This is a genomic window from Phycisphaerae bacterium (genome assembly GCA_024102815.1).
Taxonomy (GTDB): domain Bacteria; phylum Planctomycetota; class Phycisphaerae; order UBA1845; family UBA1845; genus JAGFJJ01.
In genome coordinates this window covers 192,895-213,658 of the sequence record JAGFJJ010000014.1, presented here as the reverse complement: position 1 = coordinate 213,658, position 20,764 = coordinate 192,895, and the positions used below count along the sequence as shown (strand labels likewise).

The window sequence follows — 20,764 nt, the reverse complement described above, 5'->3', positions numbered from 1 at the left end:
CCCGCGCATCGGCCCGGGAGGGAAAAGGGGACTGCTGGATCTGTGGGGCGGATGGTCGGGATCGCCCCGCACTTCCAATTTCTCTCAACCGTGCGAGGAATCGGATTCCCGGAACTTCCGGAGCAGCGTTTCCAGAAACGCAGCGACTTCGTCACAGTTGCGCAGGTAGAAGAGCGCAAGGGTGTCTTCGTCGGGCGATCCGACCCGTATTCCGACACCCCTGCCCTGGCGACGAAGCGCGCGGAAAGCATCTTCATCGGTGACGTCGTCGCCAATGTAGAAAACGACGTTGGCGCGATCCGAGACATTCATGGCCTTGATCAGCCAGAGAATCGCATGGCCTTTGTCCCATTCGACGTCGGGCTGGAGCTCGAAGATTTTTTTGCCGGAACGCTTTCGAAGGTGCTGCGCACGGCTGACAATCTGGTCGACTGAAGTCTCGATCTGACGGATGTCATTCTCGCTGGATACCTCGCGGAAGTGGACGGCAATGGCGAACTTCTTGCGTTCGACACGCGCGCCGTCTATGGCTGAAACAACTTCCCTGAGGTTTCTCTCCGCCTCGTCAAGTGCCGGCAGGGCGGACACGGCCTCTTCCTGTTGCATTTGGAGCCCGTTGGGGCCGCGGATGTCAAAGCCGTGGCTGCCTGCATAGCAGAGCTGGGGAAGCCGGACCAGAGACTGCACGTCCTGGCGGTCGCGCCCGCTGACGATCGCGACATTGGCGTGCTGCGCCCATTGGACCAGGATCGAGCGCATGTTCTCGCCGAGCGTGGCGTCTTCGGGGCGGCGGACGATCGGCGTGAGCGTGCCGTCGTAATCAAGGAACATGGCCGGTTTTCGTTGCCCGATGCACTCGACAATCCATGTGGCGTGGTCAGAGGCCGACGAGGGCCGCAGAAGACAATTCTCGCCCGGAGGGCAAAAGGGCGTCATTCGAATCTCGCGAAGGTCGCTGACGATGCAGTGCGCACCCGCGCTTCGCAGATCTTCCTCCGCGCCCTTTTCCCTGGCAACGCCGACCACCATGCCGAAATTGCCCGACCGGCCGGCTTGAACGCCCGATATGGCGTCCTCGAGAACGATGGTGTCGGCAGGATCGGCGTCGAGTTCCCTGGCGGCCTCGACGAGCATGTCCGGCGCAGGCTTGCCGCGAAGGTTCCGTCGTTTCAGGTCTTCGCCATCGACGCGCGCATCAAACTTGTCGATCAAGTTCGCCGCTTCCAGAACCAGGCGGCAATTACGGCTGGATGAAAACACGGCAACCTTGACGCCGTTGGCTTTCCAGTAGTCGATCTGTTCGACGGCGTCCTCGAACACGTCAACACCCGTCTCCTTGATCACTTCCTGGAAGATGTGATTCTTGCGGTTGCCCAGTCCGCAGATCGAATTCGTGCCGGTTGAATCTTGCGGGTTGCCCCAAGGCAGCTCGATGCCCCTCGCCTCGAGGAAGCTTTGCACGCCGTCATAACGGGGCTTGCCGTCGACGTAACGGCGGTAGTCGCTATCCATGTCAAAAGGAGGCTGCCGCGACTCGCCGTCCCCGCGTTTCGCGAGAAACTCGTCGAACATTCGTTTCCAGGCACGGGCGTGGACGCTGGCCGTGCGCGTAATTACGCCGTCCATGTCCAGGATTGCGGCTTTCCAGGGACGTCGGAAATCCATCGTTGCCTCGCCAGGTTTACGGGACAAGCTTCGCGGTTCGGATACAGTCTTTTAGTGCGCGACAGGGACGAGGACAAGGTCCTGCGCTAAACGAATGATGGTCGCTGAGGCCCGGACGAGTGCTGGGCGACGTAAGATGTCTATTTCGTCAGGACGCAGACGATTGCGACAAGGATCGCACATCCCACGAGGTTCATGAGAAAGCCGGATCGCACCATCTGGATGACGCGAAAGTAACCGGTTCCGAAAACCAGCGCATTGGGCGGCGTGGCGACCGGCAGCATGAAGGCCAACGACGAGGCCATGGCTGCCGCGAGGCAGAGCAGCGTTGGATCGAGCTCGAGTCGCGGCGCCAGGACGATGAGAATGGGGCACATCATGGTTGCCACGGCCGTGTTGCTCGTGATCTCGGTTAGAAAGTCGATCATCAGAATGATGGCGACGAGGCTCGTGAGGGGCCCGGCCCAACCCATGGAGTCGACGAGGGCGCCGGCCAGCCATTTGGTCAGGCCCGTCGCGAACATGGCGTTGGAGAGCGCGATTCCGCCTCCGAAGAGCAGCAGCGTTCCCCAATCAACATATCTGCTGTCCGGCCATTCGAGCACGGATCGCCACGTATTCGTCTCAATCGGGATGATGAAGAGCAACATGGCGCAGGCCAGACCGATTTCGTAAACGCCGATATGTTCGAGAACGCCGGGGACTTTGCCGCCGAACAGACTCGGCCACGCCGGCTGGCTGGTCCACAAGAGGACGACCAGGAGGAAAACGAGTCCGACGGCCAATTCCTCCCGGGACCAGGGTCCGAGCGAATTCTTCTGCTCGCGAAGTTCGTCACGGGCGGCCTGGGAGATCTCCGCTTGGGGGCGGAAAAGGATCAAGAGGACCAGCCATGCGGCAACCAATCCAATAGCAGCCACAGGCATGCCGATCTTCATCCACTGAAGGAAATCGACAGTCGCGATCTTCCGGGCGCTCAAGATACCCACGGCGATTCCGTTCGGCGGGGAGCCGATGAGCGTGCCGATGCCTCCGATGGATGCGGACCAGGCGATGCCGAGCATCAGTGCGCACCCCAATTTTGATTGACCGGGTCGCTCTCCGAGCGTGTGCAGGATTCCGATGCCGATGGGCAGCATCATGGCGGCCGTTGCCGTGTTGGAGATCCACATGGACAGAAACGCCGTCGTGGCCATCACGGTCAGGAGCAACGACGCCGGGTTGCGCGCGGCATGCTTCATGCCAAGGAAGTTCAAGGTAATCCGCCGGTCCACGCCCGACTTTCGCATTCCCGCGGCCAGAAGGAACCCCGAAAGAAACAGGAAGATGACGGGATTGGCGTAGCCCGCGAATGCCACCCTGCTCGTGAAGACGTGGGGCCGACCGTTCTCGATGCCAACGACACCCATGGTGGGGAGGAGTAACCCTGGAAGCAGGGCCGTTACGGGGATCGGCACGGCCTCAGTCACCCACCAGGTGATCATCAGCAGGCAAAGCGCCAATGTTGAACGTGCACCGTGTACGACGTGGAGCACGTTCTCGTGATCGGGAGGAAGCTGCAGGGATTCGGCTGCTTGAGCCTGGAGCCCGGCAAGGTTTGGCATTGAAAGAGCGAGCGCAAAGAGGACAGGCCCGAGGAGGAGTCCAACTCGTTGAATGTTCGACCGCCACGGGAGGGCAGCGGCAGGCTCCAGGCGGACCATGGGCGGCTGCGTAGACAAGCTCAATCAGCCGGTGGAGTGAGATCGACGCCGGTGGCACCGATCGACCTTCAAGGCGTTTAACAATCGCCGACACGGCGTTTAGAGCACGAACAAAGCCACAGGTCAAGGCCGGGCGGACCGCCGAGCCCGTTTCCTCCGCCCGTGCAATTCAATCGCCTTGTCGGGATGCAGCCTTGATCCAGTCGATTTCAAGAAGGAACGGTCCGGCTTGTTTGTCGGATATGATGAATCCGACGGCGCGAATATCCGCCGTGTTCATGGGTGGTGCGCCGGGAATTCGCCGGCCGAACGAGCGGGCCTGAAAGGAATGGAAGGGCACGCGAATTTCGCGCCATTCCCCGGCATCGGCTTTGAGGTTGAAGTAGTAGGCGCCTGCCGCGATGGGATAATCAGTTGAGACGCTCAGGGCGTAGCGCTTTCCGTCGCTACGGATACGCAGGACGAATTCGTCATAGGACGAGAGATCGAGCGAGCTCGTGCCCGTGCGAATCGACGCGAATCCGCCGTTGTTCGCCAGAGAGACTTCCCCGTTGAATTGCAGCGTGCCGGATTCCGTGACGCGGCAGGTGCTGGTGGACACCCCGCCCATGACGGTGTCATTGACCGGCACCCATTTCCGGGCCGCGTCCGGAACATCAAACGCAAACAATAAGCGCTCACTCATCGTCACCTGCCCTTGGGCCGGGCCCCGATGATCAACGGCTCCCGGCGTGACTACAAGCAACCAGACTGCCAATGCGGTGCTCATCGTCATCCGCTCCATCCCGTACGTCCGAATGGCCCATCCGATTTGTGGGGTTGGATACCGGTGAGATTATTGTGGCTTCCGGGTCGCTTGACCACCGAGATTTCCGTCAAGCTGTACAAACTTTTTCCGTGGCGGGTTCCCGGGGGGGGCGGACCCAGAAGGCAGCGAACGGAAATCGCCCGTGCGGGCCCCGATAGCGGCTCTTCTGGGACCGTCGCCCCTGCGTGACTTCCGATTAATTCAGGGCATAAAGTTGATACTCCCAAAAGGGGGGCGGCCCAAGAAGCCTTGTAATGGGTCGCCTCGGTTTCGAAAATGTTGGACTACGTGACCGTCATTCGGGCCTCGCGACCCGGAGATTGGACTTCGCGGATACTTGCCCGGACCAGTCGCGCGGTGCGGAGGAGGGGAGGGGGAATCGATGCTTACCGAAAACGTACTCGACCTGATTGGCAACACGCCGATCATCAAGCTCCACGGAGAGCCGATCTTCGCCAAGGCCGAGTTCCTCAACCCCGGGGGGAGTATCAAGGACCGCATCGCCGTCAGCATGCTGGAGGGAGCTTTGCGTGACGGTCGCCTCAACGGGGAGTCCATCATCGTAGAACCGACGTCCGGCAACACCGGCATCGGCGTGGCTCTTGTCGGACGAATGAAAGGGTACACCGTCAGGATCGTCATGCCCGAGGGAATGAGTGTCGAACGCAAAAAGCTCATCAAAGCGACGGGTGCCGAGTTGATCCTGACACCGGACAAGGATGGGATTCCCGGCTCCGTCCAATTGGTGCGTGAAATGGCCGCCGGCGATCCGCGGATCTTCGTGCCGCAGCAGTTCGAGAACCCCGACAATCCCCGCGTGCATTATGAACAGACGGCGCCGGAGCTTTGGCGTCAGCTTCAGGGCCAGGTGGACTGCTTCGTCGCCGGCGTGGGGAGCGGTGGTACGCTGCAAGGCGTCGGGAAATTCCTCAAGGAGCACAACCCGAAGATCAGGCTGGTCGCGGTCGAGCCCAAGAATGTCTCGGCGCTGCTCGGTCACGAACCGGGATTGCACCAGATTCAGGGGATCGGTGACGGTTTCGTTCCGGCTATCCTCGATGTATCGATGATCGATGACGTCATCGAGGTTACCGACGAAGACGCCATCAAGACGACCAGGGAACTCGGTCAACAGCACGGGCTATTGGTGGGGATCTCGTCGGGTGCCAACGTGTGGGCCGCACGTCAGTTGACCGCGACCATCAGCGGCAACATCGCAACCGTCTTGCCCGATCGAGCCGAACGTTACTTCAGTACGGCACTCCTGTAACGCACGCAGGGCGGAGGTTCGTGCAGCCCTAGAACCTGGGCTCGGGCGGGAACAGCGCATCGCGCAGCGCCATGAGTTCTTCGCACGTATCGATGTCCGGCGAGACCGGTGTGAGAATGATCGGATTCAGGCCGGGATCGCGCCGCTGCGGCGGATTGCTGGGCGTATCCAGAATCGCGAGCGATGCGCCGATCACGAGCTGCTCCGAGTCGTCGACGACATTGCCCCACAGACTGCCGTCGGAGTAGAGCGTCAACTCGTTCGCGAAGATCTCGCCGGGCAATGTAGATTTCCCCACGAATCAATCCGAACAATATGACGACAACCGTTACGCCCGGCTTCCCGTCGTTGTCGTCGTCGCTGATGAGGGGATCGTCGCGGTCCATCGAGAGCGGCACGCTCGGATCGCCGTCGATGCCGTTGAGTGTCGGCGTCGCGGGGCGCCAGATCTTCCATGCGCCATTCTCCCGGTACACGTCGACGATTGCACCAGGCGGCTGAATGGCCTGCGTGGCAGCATCGGAGAAAATCGTGTCGAAGGGCTGATTGGCGATATATTCGGCGTGGCAGAAGCTGTCGTAGGCGACAAGCTCTCCGTCTTCGATGACCAGGTCCGTGAATCCGTACGAAACAACAAAACTGGATAGCGGACCGTTGGCGGTCTCACCCTCGTAGGCGACGATGTCGTAGTGGGCGTAGTGTCCTGCCATGGTGGCCATCGCCTCCGCCTTGTTTGCAGGGGCTTGCCAGTCGGGATCGTTCGTGGGCGTTTCGTACAGGGGACTGGGCGGCCAAGGCAGGGTGCCCGAGCATCCCACGAGCAGTAGAGAGCCTGCGAGCATTGCAGGGAGTGTCCAACCGCGAAGTTCCTTCGTCAGGGTCATCTGTAATTCCCGTGGTGGAGAGCGCCATCCCGATGCCCGGGATTATAGCTCATCAGCGCGCCCGGGGGGAATGGCGGAGGCATGTCCGGGGACGGCCGAGGAAAGCCCTGCAACGCTGCTGGGCGAGTCCGCCGGGCGCCGCTGGGCGGGAGACGACAGCCCTCACCCGCTGAGCGAATCCAGCAGAATCGAAAGTATACGGTTGCGCACGGCTATCAGTCCGGGCGCCGCTCGAAGCAGAATCCCGATGAAGAGGTCGAGTTTCCCGGGAGGGAGCCGATTGCCTTTGCTTTGTCGTTGACCGAGCCGGATGCGGTGATCGATGAAGTTTGCCGGAAGATAAGAATCAGTCAGCCGACGCTCTGACAGTGGGAGACGAAGCACACCAAGACGGCGCGGTCGAGCGGCCATACCGCGCCAACCGTGCTTTGGTCGGCGATGTCGGGACGCATGTTCAAACGAGGTCCGCGATTCGGTATCAAACATGAAACTGCCGCTGTCCGATTCCGAAACACAGAATTCTCGACGGCCGGCACAGACCCGGCCGGCATCGTCTCCGGACGTCCTCCTTTCGCAGCATAACTGCCAAATGGACGGCCCGAACAGACGGCCATCGGCTTGACTTTCGCCTTTCAGGAGTGGACGGTGCGCGGCATCAGGCGTCCATGTCATAACATTACGTACCGGCGGTGACCGGTTTTTCAAAGGACTGACCCTATGGCGAAGGGCCGTGCGGCCGAACCAACGCAGAAGCGGGATACAGCCGAGCTTGATCGCCTGCGAGGGAGCGATGCAGAGGCGTGGCGGCGCTGGGGTCCGTACCTGAGCGAACGCCAATGGGGAACTGTACGAGAGGATTACAGCGCGAATGGCACGGTGTGGGATTACTTCCCGCACGACCACGCGCGGAGCCGCGCGTATCGCTGGGGTGAGGATGGCCTGGCCGGTTTCAGCGACGCGCAGCAGTATCTTTGCATCGGGCTTGCGCTCTGGAACGGGCACGATCCCATTCTGAAGGAGCGGTTGTTTGGGTTGACGAATCGGGAAGGAAACCACGGCGAAGATGTCAAGGAACAGTATTATTACCTTGACGCCACGCCGACCCATTCGTATCTGCGCATGCTTTATAAGTATCCGCACCGTGCTTTCCCCTATGCCGATCTGGTCGGCGAGAACCACAGACGAGGGAGGAGCGGTCCCGAGTACGAGCTGGTTGACACGGGCATCTTCTCTGAAGATCGGTACTTTGACGTCTTCGTCGAGTACGCCATGGCCGCACCGGACGAGCTGCTCATGCGCGTGAGCGTGCACAATCGTGGTCCCGATGATGCACACGTTGAGGTGCTTCCGCAGCTCTGGTTTCGCAACACGTGGTCCTGGAACGGCGAGGCCGATCCGCCAAGATTGCAGGCGTCGGGCAGTCAGGCAGTAGAACTGAATCACCCAGTCCTGGGGCAATACCACGCCAATTTCGACCAAGCCGACGAACTCCTATTCTGCGAGAACGATACAAACCCGCGCTTGTTTGGACTCAATGGCGACGGGCACTGGAAGGATGCGTTTCATGAGTATGTCGTCAAAGGGCGCGCCGACGCGGTGAATCCCCGGCGCGAAGGCACCAAGGTGGCAGGGCGGTTCCGTGTTCGCGTGCCGGCCGGGGAATCGCGGGAGGTTCGCGTAAGGCTCATCGCCGGGGATGAACCTGCCGGCTTCGCGGATTTCGACCGCATACTTGCTGTGCGCAAACGTGAGGCCGACGCGTTTTACGAGGGACTTCAGGCGGGCATCGCGGACGAAGACGCCAGGCGCGTTCAGCGTCAGGCTTTCGCAGGAATGATCTGGAGCAAGCAGACATTCCGATACGACGTGACGGAATGGCTGAATGGTGATTCGAAGCAGCCGGCTCCTCCGCTTCAGCGCCGCGAGGGTCGCAACGCGGACTGGCGGCACCTGAACAACGCCGAAGTTATCTCCATGCCGGACAAGTGGGAGTATCCCTGGTATGCAGCCTGGGACCTCGCGTTCCACTGTATTCCCCTGGCCATGATGGATGCGGCATTCGCAAAGCAGCAGCTCGACCTGCTGACCCGCGAATGGTACATGCACCCTAACGGACAACTGCCGGCCTACGAATGGGCCTTCGACGACGTGAACCCGCCGGTGCACGCTTGGGCGACGTGGCGCGTTTTCCAGATCGATCGAAAGCAGCACCGTACTTCCGGTGAACCGGCGTACGCGGGAGACCTCGCATTTCTTGAGCGTGTATTTCACAAACTGCTTCTTAACTTCACCTGGTGGGTGAATCGCAAGGATGTGACCGGACGGAACGTGTTTCAGGGCGGTTTCCTCGGATTGGACAACATCGGCGTGTTCGACCGAAGCCGTCCGCTCCCCACGGGAGGCTATCTCAACCAGTCCGATGGTACGGCCTGGATGGCCATGTACAGCTTGAACCTGCTGCGCATGTCCCTGGAGCTGGCGCGTCACAATCGCGTATACGAGGATATCGCCACCAAGTTCTTCGAGCATTTCCTGTATATTGCCGATGCGATGCTCGGCATCTGCAACGGCGGCCGCGGCCTCTGGGATTCCGAAGACGAATTCTATTACGATGAGTTGGACCTGCCCGACGGTCAGCGGTTCCCGGTGAAAATCCGCTCGATGGTCGGGCTGATCCCGCTCTTTGCCGTCGAGACGATCGAGCCGGAGATGCTCGAACAGCTACCGGAGTTCGCCAGGCGACTCGAATGGGTGTTGGAGCACCGACCGGAGCTGGCGAGCCTGGTGTCGCGCTGGCAGGAGCCCGGCCGCGGCGAACGACGGCTGCTTTCGCTGTTGCGGGGCAGCCGCATGAAGCGCCTCCTGAGACGCATGTTGGATGAGAGTGAGTTTCTCTCCGACTACGGCGTGCGGGCCCTCAGCAAGCATCACCTGGAGCATCCTTACACCTTCTGGTCGAACGGCAATCCGCTGGAGGTTCGCTATCAACCGGCCGAGTCGGATTCCGGCCTGTTCGGCGGGAACTCGAACTGGCGCGGACCGATCTGGTTTCCGGTCAACTACCTCATCATCGAATCGTTGCAGAAATTCCACCATTACTACGGCAACGACTTCAAGGTTGAATGTCCCACGGGCTCCGGAAAGTTCGGCACTTTGTTGGATGTCGCGGATGAGCTCAGCCGACGGCTGACGCGCATCTTCCTTCGCGATGAACACGGTCGCCGCGCGGTCTTCGGCGAGCAAGGCAAGTTGCAAGATGATCCGCATTTCCGCGATCACGTTTTGTTCTACGAATATTTCCATGGAGACAACGGCCGTGGCGTGGGAGCGTCGCATCAGACCGGTTGGACGGGCCTGGTCGCGAAGCTGCTGCAACCACGGGCTGCCGATGTGTAATGACACTCAGCGTCGGGAAAAAAAGGAAGGTTGCCTGATGAGTAGCAAAGCTGGCATGAGCAGCGCGATGATACGCGATCTGAAGACGAGCGAGTTGCCGGTTATCGAGATGCCGCGTTGCGAGGTGCGTCCTCTGCTGCGCGGCCAGACAGCGATTGTCACCGGGGCCAGTTCCGGGATCGGGCGCGGGATCGCGAAGGCGTTGTGCGCCGCCGGTGCAAACGTGGTGATCAACTACATAGGGAGCAAGGATGCTGCCGAGGAAGCTGTCCATGAAGCGACGCATTGCGGCTGCGATCACCGAGGTAACGCCATCGCCCGCCTGGCGGACGTTTCGGACGAGGCGGCTGTCGAAGCGATGTTCGATCACACCCTGAAGGAATTCGGACGCGTCGACATTCTCATCAACAATGCCGGACTTCAGCAGGACGCCGCGTTCGAGGAGATGACCCTCGCCCAATGGCGGAAGGTGATCGATGTCAACCTCACGGGACAGTTCCTGTGCGCGCGGCGCGCGGTAAAGGAATTCAAGCGGCGCGGGATAACACGGGACGTGTCGTGCTCCGCCGGCAAGATCATCTGCATCAGCAGCGTCCACGAAATGATTCCCTGGGCGGGACACGTTAACTACGCCGCCAGCAAAGGCGGCGTGATGCTGATGATGAAGAGCATTGCGCAGGAAGTCGCTCCCTGGCGGATTCGCGTCAATAGCATCTGTCCGGGCGCAATCCGCACGCCCATCAATCGATCGGCATGGGAAACGCCCGAAGCCTACGACGAACTCATGAAGCTGATTCCCTACAAGCGAATTGGAGAGCCGGAGGACATCGCGCGTTTCGCCGTGTGGCTCGCGTCGGACGAAGCCGACTACATCACCGGGGCCAGCCTGTTCGTGGATGGCGGGATGACGCTTTACCCAGGCTTCGAGGCGGGCGGGTAACGAAATCCCCTGGACGGGAAACCCCAATTGGGGTCTGAAATCTGGATCCGCAACATCCCATTCGTCACCCGAGGTCATACGGCGGGCCGGACGTACGCGATGGAGCGAATTTCAGTGCGGGCCAACACGCTTTTGGTCGCGTGAGGGTTACGAAGAGCCCTGAAGGCCCTCCCATGCTACGTGCGGGTGAATTCGTAAGGTGATTTCAGGAAGGCTCTTACGTTATTCGGGGCGACAGGATTCGAACCTGCGACCTCTTGACCCCCAGTCAAGCGCGCTAAACCGGACTGCGCCACGCCCCGCTTTCGATCATGACGACCTCATCCTAACCCCAAAGGCGGGCCCTCGCAATCCTATTCGTGAGTGAGCTGGCCCGGTTCGCGAGGGCGGCCGTGGGTCCGGGGGCCCTGGTCATCCATCGGATCGATCGTTGTGACCGACTTCAGATGCGTCCAACCGCCGGCCCACGCACGCAGCCCTTGGGATGACGCCGCGGCCCCGGCAGCGGTTGTTACTTTCCGGACTTCGGGAAATCCCTCACCCAGCGTCTTCCTCGCCGGCGTGTCCTCATGGGTTCGCATTGTTGCAAGGAAACTCGTTTCTCCGAACTTCGCCCGACCAATCCAAGCTGACCTTGAACACGTACATTCGAAATTGGATTCGTTGCTTTCCGGACCGCGTGAGGTCTTGGCGCCATTTAGTGAAACATCGCGTTCGTCGATAAAGCCCATGGAAGCATTCTGACTTTGGGCTTGATCATCAATGCGCCCAGACCAGCCGTTGACCATTCTCCTGGCCGAAGACGACGGAACGACCCGCCGGATCATCACCCAGTACCTGACGCATAGCCATTACGAGGTTCACTCGGCGAAAAACGGGTTGGACGCCCTGAAGATCATTCGGGAAGTCGGGCCGCCGCTGGTGCTCACCGACTGGATGATGCCCGAGATGGACGGCATCGAATTCTGCCGCAGGATTCGATCCGAAGAGGGCGTCGGCTTCACCTACGTGATATTCCTCACGGCCCTAAACGATCGTGCGAAACTCGTCGAGGCCTTCGAGGCCGGCGCCGACGATTACATCAGCAAGCCCATCGACGAGAGGGAACTCCTGGCGCGGATCGAGGCCGCGGAGCGGATCATCCGTCTCGAATGGGATTTCCAGCGGCAATGTGGTCAGCTCCACAAGTACAACGCCCAGATCGCCGTGTTGAACTCACAACTGGTTCGTACCAATCGCCAACTGAGCGACGCGCGGGAGCAGGCTCGCGCGGGGCAGGAAGCGGCTGAGTTCGCGAACCGAATGAAAACCGAGTTCCTCGCCAGTATCAGTCACGGGATCCGCACGCCGATGATGTCGATTCTCGGGTATGGCGAGGCCTTGCTGGGCGACGAGCTCAGTCCGTCCGAGCGAAGGCGCGCCCTGACGGCGGTTCGACGCAATGGCGAGCATCTCATGCAGATTGTGGATGATCTGCTTGACATTGCCCTGATCGAAGCCGGCAAGCTGCGACTCCAGCTAACCTCCGCCCGATTGAAGGACACCGTCGAAGAGATCGTTACGTTACTTACTCCCCGGGCATCGGCGGGGCGACTGCAACTTGACGTGCAGTATTCCGACGGCCTGCCCGAGACTTTCCTGACGGACGTGACCCGCCTCCGGCAGATTCTTCTCAACCTGATTCAGAACGCCATCAAGTTCACGATGACCGGGGGTGTTACGGTTCGCGTGGGCACAGAGCCGGCTGGGGATTCTCGAATACTTGTTCTCGAAGTCATCGACACCGGAATCGGAATTCCGCAAGATCAGCTTGCCCAGATATGCGAGGCCTTGGCCCGGACGGATGCCCCGTTTGTTCGACGCCGCGGCGGAGTCGGGTTGGGCCTCCGGATCAGTAAGCGCCTGGTGGAGCTTCTCGGGGGCGAGATCGCCGTCCAAAGCAAGAAGGGTGTCGGTACGACATTTCGAGTCTCACTGCCGTTGCAGGAGTCGCCACGAGCGGAAGCGCCGGCGCCTTCGACTGCAAGCAACGCGGCACGGTCCAAGCCGCGGTTCGTCAATCAAGATGACCGTCCCTGTCGCGTTCTGGTGGTGGACGACAGCCCCGATAACGCCGCGCTGGTTACACACTTGCTTCGTCGAGCCGGGGCGGATGTCGCGGTTGCGGAGAACGGCCGCGAATCGGTGACCGAAGCCCTCACGGCTGTCCAATGCGGACGGCCTTACGACGTCGTCCTGATGGACATGCAGATGCCGGTGATGGACGGCTACGAAGCCACCCGCGAACTTCGTCGCCGCGGATACGCCGGGCCGATCGTCGCGCTTACTGCCCATGCCATGGCGGAAGACCGTCAACACTGTCTCGAGGCCGGATGCGACGAATACCTGGCGAAGCCCGTCAGCCGCGGCGATCTGCTTGCTGCTGTGCAGGGGATGCTGTCGCGCCGTGCCGGGCGTTTCTCGCATCCCGACGTCGCTCCGCAGTTTGATCCTTCAATTCCGTGAGGCTGCGGCCTCCGGTCGTACGCTTTCCGTTCATACCCTCATGGCGATGGCCTTGCGGTGCAGACCGACGAGTCTGTCCGCCAGCCGGGTCGGTTCGGGCAATCGCATTCCCAGTCCGCATGACTGCACCACGTCCAGGGCGCAGCGCAAGTCGATGCGGTGCCCCACGCTGACGAACAGCGGTCGAACGCCGGTCCGGGTGCGCAGGACGGCACCGATCGTCTTTCCGTTTTCTTTCAACTCAGTCCAGGACCCGCGCTCCGGGCCCGGCTCCGCGAAGGTGCCGGCAAGTCGACTCTTGGCACATCCCACCGTGGGGTGATCGAGGACGACGCCGAGATGGCTCGCCAGACCGAAGCGCCGAGGATGGGCGAGACCCTGACCGTCGGCGATGAATACGTCCGGAGTCAAGCGCAGGCGTCGAATGACGACGAGCAATGCCGGTACTTCGCGGAACGAAAGCAGGCCGGGAACGTACGGAAAACTCACGGGCCGGGTGGCGACGTGACGCTCGATCACGCAGCGCTCCTGAAGATCCCATAGAACGACGCCGGCGACGCAGCTGCGACCATCCGTCGAAAACGCGAGGTCCGTTCCGGCCACGAACCGCCACGAGCGCAAACGTGACGCGCAATCGACACGCGAAGCAAATCGCCTTTGAATCTTCACGGCCTGGCGCGGCGTCACCGACCAGCGATGGGGCGAGCGGGCGATTTTCACACCCGAGGGATGTAACGGCTGGCGGAGAATCCCGCAACAGCCCGTCGCCGGCAGAGGGGGGCCGACGGACCTCGCCGCGATGTGCCGCGGGCGCTCAGGTTTCCGAACTGCCTGGGGAGCAGTATCGCACCACGGCTGTACCTGAATCGGAGTGCTAGCGCTTCGTCGCGCTGGCCAGCAGTGCGTTGCGGTCGCCCAGCGTGACCTGGACGGTCCGCTTCACATTGCGACGCAGGTAGGTGACCCGCACTTCGGTGCCGACGGGCGAGAAGCTGACCATGCGCACGAGGTGGTCGGCATTTTCCACCGGATCGCCGTCCACCTCCGTGACCACATCGCCAATCCGCAAGCCGGCCGCGTCAGCGGGGCCATCGGGCACGACGCCGGTGATTTCGGCGCCGGCGTACACGTGCTCGGGTGAGACGTCCGGGGAGATGACCTTGGCTTCCGTGGAACGGATTTCCACGCCAAGGTAACCGTACCGCATTTTTTCGCCGTTTTTCAGCGTGTGCAGAACATGGCGAATGTCGTCGTCGATCGGGATGGCGAAGCCTACGCCCTCGCTGACGCCGGAGCTGGTTTCAATCGCCACGATGACCCCGATCATTTCACCGTCAATGTTGAACAACGGGCCGCCGCTGTTGCCGGGGTTAATGGCCGAGCAGGATTCGATGAGGTTGCCATAGTACCGCGATTGCGAATCGCCCACGAGGCGGCGGGTCATGTCCCGGCCCAGTTGGCTGACGGTTCCGAACGACACGGACATCCGCCCATTTTCGTTGGCCAGTCCGAACGGATTTCCAACGGCGAAGGTCCACTGCCCGATCTTCACCTCGTCGAGGTCCCCGAGGCGCACCGGCGTCAGCCCTTCCGCGTCGATCTTCAAAACCGCCAGATCGCTTCGGGAATCGCCCTGCACGACACGACCTTCATATTGCAGTCCATTGTCGAGTATGACCGAAATGGTGTTGGATTCGTCGAGCACGTGCTGGTTCGTCCCGATGTAACCATCGGCGGAGAGCACGAATCCGCTCCCCTGGCTCACGGGAATCCGTACGCGCCGGCCGTTCACTTCGTCCGGATCCGGCACGAAGTAGGTCCGAATCGCCACCACGCTGGGGCGTACGTCCTTGGCGAGCTCGACAAATGAATCTTCAAGAACCTTGAGATCGGCGAGCTGATAGCGGGCGGGCAAACCCGGAGGATCCCCGGATGCCGGGACCGCCGTCCCAAAGCCCGCCCCGACCATGACCAACGCAACGATGAAGGCCCGTCGCATAAGGGTCCATGAACTATTCCGCATGTCCTCGGCTCCTCTTTCGCCCTCGCCCAGAAACTGCGTGCCCGAGTCGATCCATTATAGGCATCTTTCCGTGGAGTCCATGTATAAAGCTGCGTCGAATGCGGACGTAGGCCCCGACCCCCGGCACGCCCGATTACTGATGACTTGAAGTGTCAGGCGTCAGGTTGGTTCAATCGCATCATTCGCCGGCGATGACATTCCGGCATGCTTGGTATAATCAGGTGACCGGAGCGGGACGGAATGCGTCTCGTCGCCGCATCCGGCCGGCGGGGAGCGGTGAACGAAGATACGCTGGCCAAACTCGAATTCGCCCGCGTCCGCGAGTTGCTCGCGGAGCACTGCGGCACGTCGTTGGGCAAGCGCCTGGCCCGCTCGCTGACGCCCACGACCAACGACGCGCTCATCCAGGAGTGGTTCACACAAGTACGTGAACTGCGCGACCTGCTGCCGGACATCGGTTTCCCCCCCATGGGTGGCGTCCACGACGTCCGGGCGGAAGTTCGCGCCTCGGCATTTCCCACTCCGCTGGAAGCCGACGCCCTTGCCCGCATCGCCGAGACGCTGGCGGCAACGGCGCCCCTGAGTCGCTGGTTCGAATCGATCCGTGATCGAGCCGAAACGCTCGGCAAACTCGGCGAGCGAATCCACGACTTGAGCCCCATCGCCGAGGCCATCGGTGATGCCATTGACGGGCGCGGCCAGGTGCGAGACTACGCCAGCCCTCGACTCGCCTCGATCCGCGCCACGATTCACGACATCCGCGAGCGCATCAAGCATGTATTCGATCGCATTCTCCGGCAGTCCAGCATCACCCGCATGCTGCAATATTCCGGGGCGACGTTCCACGACGACCGCATGGTGTTGCCACTCAAGGCGGAGCATCGCGGGCGCGTCCGCGGAATCGTGCACCGCAGCTCCGACTCCGGCTCAACGCTCTTCGTGGAGCCCGAGGAGTCCGTCGAGCTGAACAATTCCATCATTCGCCTGCGCGACGAAGAGAGTAAGGAAATCACCCGTATCCTGCGTCTGCTCACCCAGCGCGTTCAGCTCAATGCCGAGGCCATTCTCACGACCCTGCGCACCTTGGCGGTACTCGACCTCCTGGCGGGCAAGTGCCGCTACGCTCGGAAATACCAGTGTGTCTGCCCCCGAATCGACGAGGCCGGTGTGCTCGACCTGCACGAGGCCCGGCACCCGCTGCTGCTCGACCTGTTCGAGCACGAGGCGTCATCCGGAGCTCCCGCGCGGGACGTTGTTCCTCTCGACCTTCGACTGGGCGACGACTTCGACGTGCTGGTCATTACGGGTCCCAACACCGGCGGCAAGACCGTCGCCCTCAAGACGGTCGGACTGATTGCCGCGATGGCCCAGTGCGGCATTCCCATTCCGTCGGGAGAAGGCTCCCGCCTGCCCGTCTACCGTGACGTTCACATCGACGTGGGCGACGAGCAGAGCTTGCAGCAGTCCCTGAGCACCTTCAGCTCGCATCTCTCGAATATCCTCAAAATCCTCGGCCGCAGCGACGAGCGGACGCTCGTGCTCATCGACGAACTCGGCGCGGGAACCGACCCCGATGAAGGTGCCGCGATGGGCCGTGCCATCCTTGACGAGCTTCTCAAGCTCAATGCCAAGACGATTGTCACCACGCATCTCTCGACACTTAAAGCCGTGGCGTTTACCACACCCCGCGTGGACAACGCCGCGGTCGAGTTCGATACGGAAACACTTCGACCCACGTATCGGCTCCGCATCGGCGAGCCGGGTAACAGCAACGCGCTCATTATTGCCCGGCGGCTGGGGATGCCCGGCCGCTTGATCCACGACGCGCGACGCTACCTGGACCATTCGACGCGGGCGCTCAACAAGGCCATCGCCGGAACGCTGGAATCAAAGCGCGAAGCGGAACGGGCGCGCAAAGCGGCACGCGAGGCGGAGCTCGACGCGCAGCGGCAACGGGAGGAGTTCGAGCGTCGGTCGAGGGAAATGCACGCGTCGCGCGAAGCCTTCGAGGGATGGACGCGCTGGCTCCGGGAGCTCGAACCGGGCGATGAGGTGTTCCTGCGATCCTTGAAGCGCGAGGGCAAACTTGTCCGCGTGCAGCTCCACCGTCAGACGGCGCTGGTCTCGGCCGGTGCGCTGGAGTTTGAAGTCAATCTGGATGAGCTGGATCGGCCGCAATAGGTGTAACCGGCCGCGGTAAACGCCATGGCGATTGATGGGGTTCGCCGCGCGGACGATTTGAACGAGCGCCGTCTCAACGAAGGCCGCAATCCAGAACTTGCATCGAATTGGTGTCCCTGGGCTTCGGCCTGCGCCGGAGTGACCGGCTGTCCGCCAGCCCACTACTGCGGTCCGGTGAGGTACTCCTCCACCGTTTCAAAGTCGACAAGATCGATCGCGCCGTCGCTTCCCTCATCAAAAATCCGGGCGCACTCGCCGGCAGCCGGAGCAAATCCCACCCAGTCCGATTCGCCGGTGTAGCAGTTCTGGAAACCGGCGACATCCGCCAGATCACGGTCGCCGTCGCCGTCCGCATCCCCGATCAGGCACCCGTCGCGGCAGGGCTGGGGAACACACTGTGGAATTCCCTGGGCCGCCAAACAGTCGTCAACCGGTATGTCGTTGAGGCAAACGTCTCCAAGGTTCGGAAAACAGCATCGTTGGCGGTCGGGGCACAAGCACGTGTCTGCCGGCGTTGTCGCCGGACACAGGTCGTAGCAATCCCACACGCCGTCCCCGTCGGTGTCCGGATTATTGTCACACGGGTCGATGATCCCGTTGTTGTCGCAGTCCGGCTGGCACTCGTCCGGAACCCAGTTCAGGTCGCAATCGTCACTCGTACCCACCGCCACGTCGCAGGCGTCGCGAATGGTGTTGCCGTTGCAGTCGAGGAAGGGTTCGCAATCGTCGGGAATGGCATTGCCGTCGCAGTCGGGATCGCATTCGTCCGGGACGGAGTTTCCATTGCAATCATTCCCGGAGAGCTCGCACTCGTCGGGAATCTCCGTCCCGTTGCAATCCTGGCTGCTGCCCAGGGCAAGGTCGCATTCGTCGAGTCGCAGGTTCAGGTTGCAGTCGCGGCCGATCAGCTCGCAAATGTCCGGAACGCCGTTCACGTCACAGTCGATGGAAGGGTCATTCGCGATGTCAATATCGTCGGGAATGCCGTTTTCATTGCAGTCCTGTTGGCACTCATCGGGGATGCCGTCCGGTGGGTTGTCCGTGCTGGTTCCAAGGGCGATGTCGCAGATATCGGGGACTCTGTTGTTGTTGCAGTCCGCATGCGTTCCGTCGCGCAAATCGCATACGTCGTTGACCCCGTTGCCGTCGCAATCGGTTTCGCAGTCATCCGGAACGAAATTCCCGTCGCAGTCATCCGCGCCGCCGCACGGCGCCGAACATCCGGGGTTGGCACAGCTTACTTCGCAGCGATCCTCGATCGTGTTGGTGTTACAGTCCACGAAATAGGACAGCGGTCCCAGTGTCTCGGCCGAGAGCTCCATCGGTGTGCCCGAGAGAAACAGTCCGATGGTCGCCGTCGCCGGCGCGGGGGGGGCGTTGCATTCGAACGTGAACGAATTCACGTTGCCCCAACGCAGGGCGTTGGCGTTGATGTTGGCCGCGGCCGTATCCGTGAACCACTCGACTTCGCTGCTGCCGACGTTGCTGGTCCAGTCCGTCGTGTCATACGGCTCGCCGCTGTGAAACACGGCGTCGTGGAAGGTCATGTTGCTCACCACGGCGTAGTCAGGCAGGGGTACGGCAAAACGCCGCGCCGCCCGGTCGGAGTTGAGATTCTGCAAGGCGTAAATGTAGCGCCATTGCCCGGGCGCGATCAGTACCGACTTGGCCGCGAGAATGAACAGGCCTTCGTTCGGAACCTCCACGTCTGTCTCGACCACGGTCGGATCGACGTCCTGCCAGGCGCGGACCGCCGGCTGCTGTCGTTGCGTCTGCCCGGTGGGGGAGACGAAGTATTTCCCGGCATTTTCAAGGACGAGTACTTCCCGGTAGGAAGCGTTGTTGAATTGATTTCCGGCCGCGGCGTCATCCGCCGCAATGTAATGTCCTTGCACGAAATACCGCGCCCCGGGATTGAGGCTGGGATTGAGGTCGGCCGCATGCACCTGGATACGCCGATCGACCAGCGACTGCGGCGGCTGGGTCTGCCAACCCGACCAGGGATACGTGAATTGCCCTGTGAAAGCGCTCACGCCCGACCGCGGGCTCATATTGCTTTGCACGCCGTTCATGTTGGCGCTGTACGGATCGGAGCAGCCGATGCCCAGTTGTGTTCCGTCGGTGGGATCATTGCACGGCCCGCAAAGGCTCCACGACACCGCGTAGAACCCGTGCTTTACCCAGCTCATCCCGATTTCCTCGAACTCGTTGTCGCGCAGGCGGTACATGTTCTGCACAATGACAGGGTGCTGGTTCGTTTGTGCGATCCAGTTCGCCCGCTCGTCACCGAGATTGCAGGCGTGCGTCCCGACGGCGTACGCGTGGATGTCGCCGACGTTGCCGTAGTATTGCACGGTCTGAAGGTCGGCCACGATGATGTCCGGTCCGACGCTACCCGCCAGAGGGCGACCTTCCGTGTCGGTGCCACCGCATGAGCCGCCCAGTGTGAACGCCGGCGCTTCATTGACCCGTTCGACATCGAGAATCAGGCGCATCGACCCAGCCGGACATCCGGCGTACGCCGGTTCGCCAAGCCGTGCCGCCCAGTCATCCGCAATGCGCATGCGTCCGGAGATGGTCAGAATCTTGTTGGCTTCGTTGAGCTGAGTGGTAACGCCATTCAGCTCGAATGCGCGAAGGTCGAATTTGCTTTCGTCCAGGGTACTCATCACCGTGAGCCGCCCCTGCCGGTCGATCCCCAATCCCAGGTTGCCGAGGACCTCCCGTCGACCGTCGCGCAAGAGCAACAACCCGCCATGGGAGAGCGTCTGCCCGACGATGGGTTGCAGATCGTCGCCGTGACGGGTCAGCCGCCAAGCGCCTTCCGACAAAACGGGGAACGTAAATGTCCCCTTTTCCGAGTCGCTGGCGATCGCGCCGTTGGCCGCGAAACGAAGCGCGGGCTCAGATTGGCCGACGTTATCGAAATCCAACTGAAGCGTTCCGCCGGTTACCCGGACGGTGATGGATTCCTGAGATACGGAGGGGCTCTTGGCGGTGCGAGGGGCGGAGGACCGCTCCTCGGCCGCGCTGACCGGCGCGGGCGTCGATGACGCCGATGAGAGATCGGCGGGCGGCTGGGACTGAACCGAAACTCGCAACAGGATGGCCAGGAGGGGGACCAAGGCCAGCCCGGCCCCGCCCAGGATGATTCGGCGCAACATGGATTTTCCCCCCGAGGCGGACGCCTGCTCGTTTGGCCTCGCCCGCCGTGTGCTTCCCCCCGAATGGATGGACCGGTCGCGCCGCACAATAGGCTATCGGCACCGGCGGAGCATGCGGCAAGGCCTGCGTCCGGACACCCCTGATTGTATTGCTCGGATAGGTCCGGGAAAACCTCGATCCGGACCGATGGTTGCATATCGCTTGCAGGGCCTATAATAGGACCC

Annotated in this window: 12 protein-coding genes and 1 tRNA gene; 5 read left to right on the top strand and 8 right to left on the bottom strand. The window is 61.7% G+C overall.

Translation table 11 applies throughout. The features are described from left to right. Positions 1-84: 84 nt before the first annotated feature. From otsB to J5J06_04965, 3 genes are all read right to left on the bottom strand, one after another. A complete protein-coding gene (otsB, locus tag J5J06_04975) occupies positions 85-1,665 on the bottom strand; it encodes a trehalose-phosphatase (protein MCO6436420.1) in 1,581 nt (526 codons plus the stop codon). Between the two features lie 140 nt (positions 1,666-1,805). Beyond that, positions 1,806-3,269: a DASS family sodium-coupled anion symporter gene (locus tag J5J06_04970; protein MCO6436419.1), complete on the bottom strand. Its 1,464-nt coding sequence runs from the start codon at positions 3,267-3,269 to the stop codon at positions 1,806-1,808. A 268-nt stretch (positions 3,270-3,537) separates the two neighbouring features. Next, positions 3,538-4,137, bottom strand: a complete 600-nt coding sequence (locus J5J06_04965) for a CIA30 family protein (GenBank protein ID MCO6436418.1) — start codon at positions 4,135-4,137, stop codon at positions 3,538-3,540. Positions 4,138-4,558: 421 nt separating this feature from the next. Between J5J06_04965 and cysK the strand changes: the two genes are divergently transcribed. Next, a complete protein-coding gene (gene cysK / locus J5J06_04960; GenBank protein MCO6436417.1) occupies positions 4,559-5,446 on the top strand; it encodes a cysteine synthase A in 888 nt (295 codons plus the stop codon). Here the strand turns inward: cysK and J5J06_04955 are convergent. After that, positions 5,422-6,330 carry a hypothetical protein gene (locus J5J06_04955; GenBank protein MCO6436416.1) on the bottom strand — a complete coding sequence of 303 codons (909 nt, stop codon included), beginning with the start codon at positions 6,328-6,330 and terminating at the stop codon, positions 5,422-5,424. The genes cysK and J5J06_04955 overlap by 25 nt on opposite strands. A 717-nt stretch (positions 6,331-7,047) precedes the next feature. Between J5J06_04955 and J5J06_04950 the strand changes: the two genes are divergently transcribed. Both J5J06_04950 and J5J06_04945 read left to right on the top strand, forming a co-directional pair. After that, positions 7,048-9,726 carry a glucosidase gene (locus tag J5J06_04950; protein MCO6436415.1) on the top strand — a complete coding sequence of 893 codons (2,679 nt, stop codon included), beginning with the start codon at positions 7,048-7,050 and terminating at the stop codon, positions 9,724-9,726. A 67-nt stretch (positions 9,727-9,793) separates the two neighbouring features. After that, positions 9,794-10,666, top strand: a complete 873-nt coding sequence (locus tag J5J06_04945; protein MCO6436414.1) for an SDR family oxidoreductase — start codon at positions 9,794-9,796, stop codon at positions 10,664-10,666. Positions 10,667-10,892: 226 nt separating this feature from the next. Here the strand turns inward: J5J06_04945 and J5J06_04940 are convergent. Beyond that, positions 10,893-10,968, bottom strand: a tRNA-Pro gene (locus tag J5J06_04940). A 460-nt stretch (positions 10,969-11,428) separates the two neighbouring features. On the opposite strand from J5J06_04940, the gene J5J06_04935 reads away from it, so the two are divergent. After that, positions 11,429-13,171 (top strand): response regulator, encoded by a 1,743-nt coding sequence (locus J5J06_04935; protein ID MCO6436413.1) that lies wholly within the window; start codon positions 11,429-11,431, stop codon positions 13,169-13,171. Between the two features lie 30 nt (positions 13,172-13,201). Here the strand turns inward: J5J06_04935 and nfi are convergent, their stop codons facing one another. Together nfi and J5J06_04925 are read right to left on the bottom strand one after the other, a co-directional pair. Further along, on the bottom strand, positions 13,202-13,891 hold the full coding sequence (gene nfi, locus J5J06_04930) for a deoxyribonuclease V (GenBank protein MCO6436412.1): 690 nt from the start codon (positions 13,889-13,891) through the stop codon (positions 13,202-13,204). A gap of 154 nt (positions 13,892-14,045) precedes the next feature. Further along, the gene (locus J5J06_04925; GenBank protein MCO6436411.1) at positions 14,046-15,194 is read right to left on the bottom strand and encodes a trypsin-like peptidase domain-containing protein; all 1,149 of its coding nucleotides are present in this window, start codon (positions 15,192-15,194) and stop codon (positions 14,046-14,048) included. A gap of 240 nt (positions 15,195-15,434) precedes the next feature. Between J5J06_04925 and J5J06_04920 the strand changes: the two genes are divergently transcribed. Further along, positions 15,435-17,375 (top strand): DNA strand exchange inhibitor protein, encoded by a 1,941-nt coding sequence (locus tag J5J06_04920; protein MCO6436410.1) that lies wholly within the window; start codon positions 15,435-15,437, stop codon positions 17,373-17,375. A gap of 161 nt (positions 17,376-17,536) precedes the next feature. Here the strand turns inward: J5J06_04920 and J5J06_04915 are convergent, their stop codons facing one another. Next, complete coding sequence (locus J5J06_04915) at positions 17,537-20,539, bottom strand: hypothetical protein (protein ID MCO6436409.1); 3,003 nt, start codon at positions 20,537-20,539, stop codon at positions 17,537-17,539. Positions 20,540-20,764: the final 225 nt, after the last annotated feature.